Consider the following 6,339-nt stretch of genomic DNA (forward strand, 5'->3'; position numbering starts at 1 on the left):
GGGGCCGGCGGCGCGCTGCAGCGCGGCCAAGCCGCGGCGTATCAGCAAGCGGTCCCAGCGGCTGCGGTCCTGGGCCATCAGCAGCACCGGCCGGCCTTGCGCATCGGTGCGGGCATGGGTGCGCGAAGCCTGGATCTCCATCAGCGCCACCAGACCATGCACCTCGGGCTCATCAGGTGCCAGCCCGGCCAGCACCCGACCCAGGCGCAGCGCCTCCTCGCACAGCGCCGGGCGCATCCAGTCGTCACCGGCGGTGGCCGAGTAGCCCTCGTTGAAGATCAGGTAGATCACCTCCAGCACCGAGGCCAGGCGCTCGGCGCGGGCCGGGCCGGCCGGCGGCACCTCGAAGGGCACGCGCGCCGCCGTCAGGCTGCGCTTGGCACGCACGATGCGCTGGGCCACCGTGGTCTCGGCGGTCAGGAAGGCGCGCGCGATCTCGTCGGTGGACAGGCCACCCAGCAGGCGCAGGGTCAGTGCCACCCGCGCCTCGGTCGAGAGCAGCGGATGGCAGGCGGTGAAGATCAGTCTCAGCAAGTCGTCGCCGATATCGTCCTGGCGGGCGGCGTCGAGCGCGTCGACGAAATCGGGTTCGACATGCTGCTGCAGCGCTTCCAGGTCCAGGCCGATCTCCTCATGTTTGCGCTCGTGCAGCGCATGCTCGCGCAGGCGGTCGAGCGCGCGGCGCTTGGCCGTCGTGGTCAGCCAGGCGCCGGGCTTGTCGGGCAGGCCGTCGACGGGCCAATGCTCCAGCGCGGCCACCAGCGCATCCTGGGCCAGTTCTTCGGCCAGGCCCACATCGCGCACCATGCGGGCCACGACCGCGATGATCTTGGCCGACTCGATGCGCCAGACCGCATCGATGGCGCGATGGATCTCGCTGCGCTCAGGCATCTTGGGCGGGATTGGCGGCGGCGCTGGCGTCCATGAACATCAGCTCCCAGGCATGGCCGTCGAGGTCCTCGAAGCCATGGGAGTACATAAAGCCATGGTCCTGCGGCGGGCGCGGCACGGTGGCGCCGGCGGCCACCGCCTTGGCGACCAGCGCATCGACCTGGGCCCGGCTGTCGCAGGACAGGCAGGTCAGCACCTCGGTGCTCTGGTGAGCATCGACGAGGGTCTTGGCCGTGAAGCCCTTGAAGAAGTCCTCGACCAGCAGCATCGCATAGAGGTTCTCGCCCAGCACCAGGGCCGCGGCCTGATCATTGGTGAACTGGCTGTTGAACTCATAGCCGATGGCGCGGAAGAAGGCCTGCGAACGCGCCATGTCCTTGATCGGCAGATTGACGAAGATTTGCTTGTGCATGATGGGGTCTCCCTAGATGGTTTGTGTGCTTGGTGGGTGGGTGGGTGATTCAGTGCTGCTCGACCAGGCTTTTCAGGTTCGCCAGCCCGTCCTCGAAGTCCTGGCCGATCATCCGGTCCATGCTGATGAAGACGCCGATCAGCTTGGAGACAAAGGGCGAGGGGCCTTGCATGGCCCAGCTCACCTGGGTGGCGCCGCCCTCGGGCCTGAGCCTGAACTCCACCTGGTTGTGGGCCTCGAAGGGCTTGACGAAGTCCAGCTTCATGGCGACCCGGCTGGGCGCGGCCACCTCGGTGATCTCCATGCTGCCGACACCGACCTTGTCGCTCTCCCAGCCATAACGAGCGCCAGCGCCGGCGGTGACGGCGCTGTACTGGCCCTTGATGGCTGGGTCCTTCTTCTCGTAGGGGTTCCAGCGGTTGAAGCCCTTCAGATCATGGATCAGCGCATAGATCTTCTCGGGCGGCGCCTGAATGCGGGTGCTGCGCTCAACACGAAAGCTGTCGGGGCGAGTAGCGGCATAGATCAGCAGCAGGGCCAGGGCGGCGACGATGACGAGGGCAATGGTCTTGATCATTGGATGTTTTCCCTGAAGTTTGATGTTAACGATGTGACTCAGTTCTTGTAGGGCGGCAGCTCGCGGAAGCGGTCCACACAGGCCTGGTCCTCGAAGTCCTCCAGCTCGTAGAGCCGGCGCACCTCGATCTCGCAGAGCTGGTCGCGAAAGGGCGCCGGAAAGCGCCGCGCCCATTCCATCGCCTCTTCGCGCGAGCGCACCTGGATCAGCGTGTAGCCGGCGATCAGCTCCTTGGTTTCGGCGAAGGGGCCGTCGATCAGCAGCCGCTGGCCGCGCTGGTGGCGGATGCGCCAGCCTTCGCTGCTGGGCCTGAGCCCGTTGGCGTCGAGCAGCACGCCGGCCTGGGCCAGCTGCTCGTGGAAGGCGGCCATCTCGGCCATCAGCCCGTCCTCGGGCGGCGGCATCACGCCGGCTTCGCTCTGGGCCGTGGCCCGGACGATGATCATGTAACGCATGGTGTTCTCCTTGGCTGGGTGGCAGCGTTTCGTCGGCCCCTGCATGCACGACGAAGCAGATCGGACGAAATCGACAAGGCCATCGAAACAGAGGGTTTTTACCGAAACGGTTGACGCCTTCAAATCATGAAACATATGATGTTGCATGACTAGAGACAGCCGCCTCTCCGCCGTTCTGCATGTGCTCTTGCACCTGGCCGAAATGGACGGCCCCGCCACCTCCGAAACGCTGGCCAAGGCAATGGGCAGCAATCCGGTGGTGCTGCGCCGGCTGTTGGGCGGCTTGCGCGAGGCCGGCTTTGTCGCCTCGGAGAAGGGCCATGGCGGCGGCTGGTCGCTGGCCTGCCGGCTGACCGACATCAGCCTGCGCGATGTGCACGAGGCGCTGGGCGCGCCGACCCTGCTGGCCATCGGCCACCGCTCGGAGCACCCTGACTGCCTGGTCGAGAAGGCCGTCAATGCGGCCCTGGGCAGCGCCTTCGCCGAGGCCGAGGCCTTGCTGCTGGCGCGGCTGGGGGGCGTCAGCCTGGCCCAGCTGTCCGCCGATTTCCATCAACGCCTGCAATCCCACCGGGGCACGGCCCATCACCATGACCATGACTTTTGATGCGCTGGTCATCGGCGGCAGCTTCGCCGGCCTGTCCGCCGCAATGCAGATCGCGCGCGGGCGCCGTCGGGTCTGCGTCGTCGACGCCGGCGCGCCACGCAACCGCTTTGCCAGCGCCTCGCACGGCTTCTTCGGTCAGGACGGCGAGGCCCCATTGGCAATGATCGCGAACGCGCGTGCGAAGCTGCTGGACTACCCCAATGTGCGCTTCATCCAGGGGCTGGCCGTCGGCGCGGCGGCCGAGGCCAGCGGCGGCGGCTTCTCGGTGGTGCTGGACACCGGCGAGGCGCTGCGCGCGCGCAAGCTGGTGCTGGCCTGCGGCATCGTCGACCGCCTGCCCGATGGCATCCCGGGCCTGCACGAGCGCTGGGGCCGGACCGTGCTGCACTGCCCCTATTGCCATGGTTACGAGTTCGACGGCCGCCCGCTGGGCGTGCTGTGGCTCGGGCCGATGTCGGCGCACCAGGCCCAGCTGATTCCCGAGTGGGGCCCGACCACCCTGTTGCTGAACGGCCGCGAAGCTGAGCTCGATGGCGAGATGCGGGCCCAGCTGCTGGCGCGCGGTGTCAGTCTGGAGCCGGCGCCGCTGGCCGGCATGGAGGACGGCGGCGTGCGTCTGCGCGACGGCCGGCTGATCGAGATCGCGGCCCTGTATCTGGCCAGCCGCACCGAGATGGCCAGCCCGCTGGCCGAGCAGCTGGGCTGCGAATTCGACGCTGGCCCCTTCGGCCCGGTGATACGCACCGACGCCTTCAAGCAGACCACGGTGGCCGGCGTCTACGCGGCCGGCGATGCCGCGCGAGTGCCGCACAACGCCACTTTCGCCTCGGCCGACGGCGTGATGGCCGGCGCCTCGGTGCACCAGGCGCTGGTGTTCGGGCCGCCGGTCTGAGGGCGGCGGTTCGGCCCAACCGCGCGGGCTGCGGCCGGGCCTTCGTCGGGCGTCGCCGAGTCCGCAGGGCCTCGCCGTGACTCAGCCCAGCCGCACGAGACGCGTCTGGGCCTTCGTCGGGCGTCAGTGAGTCCGCAGGGACTCGCCTCGGTCCCGACTCAGTCCTCGTAGCAGGGGGCGATGCGGCGGACCTCGACGCTCGCCCACTGGGCAGCCGGGCATTCGGCGGCAATGGCCAGCGCCTCCTCGCGGCTTTGGCAGTTCAGCAGGAAATAGCCGCCCACCAGTTCCTTGGCCTCGGCAAATGGCCCGTCGGTCAGCACCCGCCGGCCCTCGCGCATCTGCAGGCGCACGCCGGAGGTGGCCAGCGAATTGGCGCCCACCAGCAGACCCTTGGCCTGCAGATCGGCGCCGAAGCGCCCCATCTGCTCACAGGCATCACGGCCCGCGTCAAGACCGCGCTCCGCGCGCTGGCCGGTGGGTTCAACGATCAAAAGCAAGTAGGACATGGGATCTCCCTGATCTTTGTGAACCACGCCATTGTGCAGAAATCCCCCGGCTAACGCAGCGGTGGCAGCCGCCGCTGCACCGGGGTGGATTTGACCAGCGCACTATTGGTCTCGGCACAGTCGGCAAAGGGCTCCAGCACCTGGTCCAGATGCTGGATCGAACGCAGGACCAGGCGGGCGACAAAACAGTCCTCGCCGGTGATCTTGTCGCATTCGATGCATTCGGGCGTCTGCAGCAGCAGGGCCTCGACATCGCGCAGCCGGCCCGGCACCGGGCGCAGCCGCACCAGGGCCTGCAGCGGGTAGCCCAGGCGCTGCAGATCGAGCCCGGCGGCATAGCCCCGTATCACGTCCTCGCTTTCGAGCCGGCGCACCCGCTCGGTGACGCTGGGCGCCGACAGGCCCAGCCGGCGTGCCAGTTCGCTGATGGGCAAGCGGCCCTCGTCGGCCAGCAGGGCGAGGATGCGGGCGTCCAAAGCATCGACCACAGGATTGAAGGCAGACATCGAAAATCTCTTGGTTTTTGAAGGCTGGTGAGCGTTTTTTCTCAGATAAGCCTACGTGAATTTCGGGAGCAAGCCAAGAGAATTGGGCGATGAAACTCAGCACGCAACAGCTCGGCAGCCTGCAGATGGTCGCTGCCATGGCGATCTCCGGCACGATCGGCGCCTTTGTCTTCGAGTCGGGCCAAAGCCCTTTCAATGTGGTGTTCTTCCGCTGCCTGTTCGGTGCCCTGTGCCTGGCGGCCTGGTGCGCCGCGACCGGCCTGCTGCGGCGCCGCCACTTCACGCGCCGCATGCTGGGGCTGTCGGCGCTGGGCGGAGTCTTCATCGTCTTCAACTGGGTGCTGCTGTTCGCGGCTTTCCACCACGCCTCGATATCGATCGCCACCGCGGTCTACAACACCCAGCCCTTCATGCTGGTCGGCCTGGGTGTGCTGCTGCTGGGCGAGCGGGTCGACGCCGCCAAGCTGGCCTGGATCGCGCTGGCCTTTGTCGGCCTGCTGCTGCTGGTCGGCATCGGTCCGCTGAGCCAGGGCAGCGCCAGCCTGCTTGGCTTCGCGATGGCGCTGGGTGCGGCCCTGCTTTACGCCTTCGCGGCCCTGGTGATCAAGCGCCTGGCCGGCGTGCCGCCGCAGCTGATCGCGCTGGTGCAGGTGAGCCTGGGCACGCTGCTGCTGCTGCCGCTGGCCGACTTCGGCGCGCTGCCGGCGCCGCAGCAGTCTCCGGCGCCCTGGCTATGGTTGCTGGGCATGGGGGTGCTGCACACCGGGCTGATGTACATCCTGCTCTATTCGGCCATCCAGCGCCTGCCAACCACGCGGGTTGCGGTGCTGAGCTTCATCTACCCAGCCATTGCCTTGGCCATCGATCACGGCTTCTACGGCCAGCAGCTGGGCTTGCAGCAATGGCTGGGTGTGGCGCTGATCGCGCTGGGCAATCTGGGCGTGAATCTGGGTCTGGGCTGGCGCCGCGCGCAACTCAGCGGCTAAGGCCCCGCGCCGCGATCGGCCAGACGGCCTCGACCCGGCCGGCGCGCAGCGCGACGATCTCGTCATGCAGATTCAAGGTGGGATCACAGTGGCCGGGCACCAGCAGCAGCTGGCGGCCCAGCGCCGGCCGGGGCACGCTCGCATCGGCGAGCTGCACGAGGCCATGCTCGTCATTGGCCGAGACATAGGCCAGCCCGGCCTCGCCCCAGAGCGTCGGCAGACCGGAGTCCAGCGCCAGCGACTTCAGTCCGGCGTCGACCACCACACGATCGCCGCTGCCTTGGCTCATCACCGTGGTGGCGACAAACAGGCTGTGCTCGAAGCGCAGCGCCTGGCCGTAGTCGTTGCGCCCGTAGTCGCCGTCCATGAAGACATAGGAGCCCGGCTGCAGCTCGGTGTAGACACCCGAGTGCAGATCGAACTCGGCGCTGCCCGTGCCGCCGCCGGTCACGGTCTCGCAGCGCACACCGGCCTGGGCCAGCGCCGCGACGACCGCGGCCGTGC

Annotated in this window: 9 protein-coding genes and 1 pseudogene; 3 read left to right on the forward strand and 7 right to left on the reverse strand. The window is 68.1% G+C overall.

Features of this window, described 5'->3' with window-relative positions; translation table 11 throughout:
* The 4 genes from PO768_RS27260 to PO768_RS27275 form a co-directional block, all read right to left on the reverse strand.
* A partial coding sequence (locus PO768_RS27260; RefSeq protein ID WP_272648567.1) for an RNA polymerase sigma factor occupies positions 1-891 on the reverse strand: 891 nt, incomplete at its 3' end.
* Entirely contained in the window at positions 884-1,303 is a 420-nt protein-coding gene (locus PO768_RS27265; protein WP_137945326.1) for a VOC family protein, read from the reverse strand. The genes PO768_RS27260 and PO768_RS27265, both read right to left, overlap by 8 nt.
* A gap of 49 nt (positions 1,304-1,352) precedes the next feature.
* Positions 1,353-1,880, reverse strand: coding sequence for an SRPBCC family protein (locus PO768_RS27270; RefSeq protein ID WP_272648568.1), 528 nt, complete (start codon positions 1,878-1,880; stop codon positions 1,353-1,355).
* Positions 1,881-1,918: 38 nt separating this feature from the next.
* The gene (locus PO768_RS27275; protein WP_137945328.1) at positions 1,919-2,335 is read right to left on the reverse strand and encodes a YciI family protein; all 417 of its coding nucleotides are present in this window, start codon (positions 2,333-2,335) and stop codon (positions 1,919-1,921) included.
* A 145-nt stretch (positions 2,336-2,480) separates the two neighbouring features.
* Between PO768_RS27275 and PO768_RS27280 the strand changes: the two genes are divergently transcribed.
* Positions 2,481-2,942, forward strand: a complete 462-nt coding sequence (locus tag PO768_RS27280) for an Rrf2 family transcriptional regulator (protein WP_262972242.1) — start codon at positions 2,481-2,483, stop codon at positions 2,940-2,942.
* Entirely contained in the window at positions 2,932-3,834 is a 903-nt protein-coding gene (locus tag PO768_RS27285; RefSeq protein ID WP_262972417.1) for an NAD(P)/FAD-dependent oxidoreductase, read from the forward strand. The genes PO768_RS27280 and PO768_RS27285 overlap by 11 nt, the downstream gene beginning before the upstream one ends.
* Positions 3,835-3,992: 158 nt before the next feature.
* Here the strand turns inward: PO768_RS27285 and PO768_RS27290 are convergent, their stop codons facing one another.
* Together PO768_RS27290 and PO768_RS27295 are read right to left on the reverse strand one after the other, a co-directional pair.
* Positions 3,993-4,343 (reverse strand): YciI family protein, encoded by a 351-nt coding sequence (locus tag PO768_RS27290; RefSeq protein WP_269839574.1) that lies wholly within the window; start codon positions 4,341-4,343, stop codon positions 3,993-3,995.
* A gap of 50 nt (positions 4,344-4,393) precedes the next feature.
* On the reverse strand, positions 4,394-4,849 hold the full coding sequence (locus PO768_RS27295; protein ID WP_272648569.1) for an Lrp/AsnC family transcriptional regulator: 456 nt from the start codon (positions 4,847-4,849) through the stop codon (positions 4,394-4,396).
* Positions 4,850-4,938: 89 nt separating this feature from the next.
* On the opposite strand from PO768_RS27295, the gene PO768_RS27300 reads away from it, so the two are divergent.
* On the forward strand, positions 4,939-5,835 hold the full coding sequence (locus PO768_RS27300) for a DMT family transporter (RefSeq protein WP_137945332.1): 897 nt from the start codon (positions 4,939-4,941) through the stop codon (positions 5,833-5,835).
* On the opposite strand, the pseudogene PO768_RS27305 reads toward PO768_RS27300, so the two are convergent.
* Positions 5,825-6,339: pseudogene (locus tag PO768_RS27305) on the reverse strand (DSD1 family PLP-dependent enzyme); the annotation flags it as partial. The gene PO768_RS27300 and the pseudogene PO768_RS27305 overlap by 11 nt on opposite strands.

The organism is Paucibacter sp. XJ19-41 (assembly GCF_028462495.1).
Classification (GTDB): Bacteria; Pseudomonadota; Gammaproteobacteria; order Burkholderiales; family Burkholderiaceae_C; genus Roseateles_E.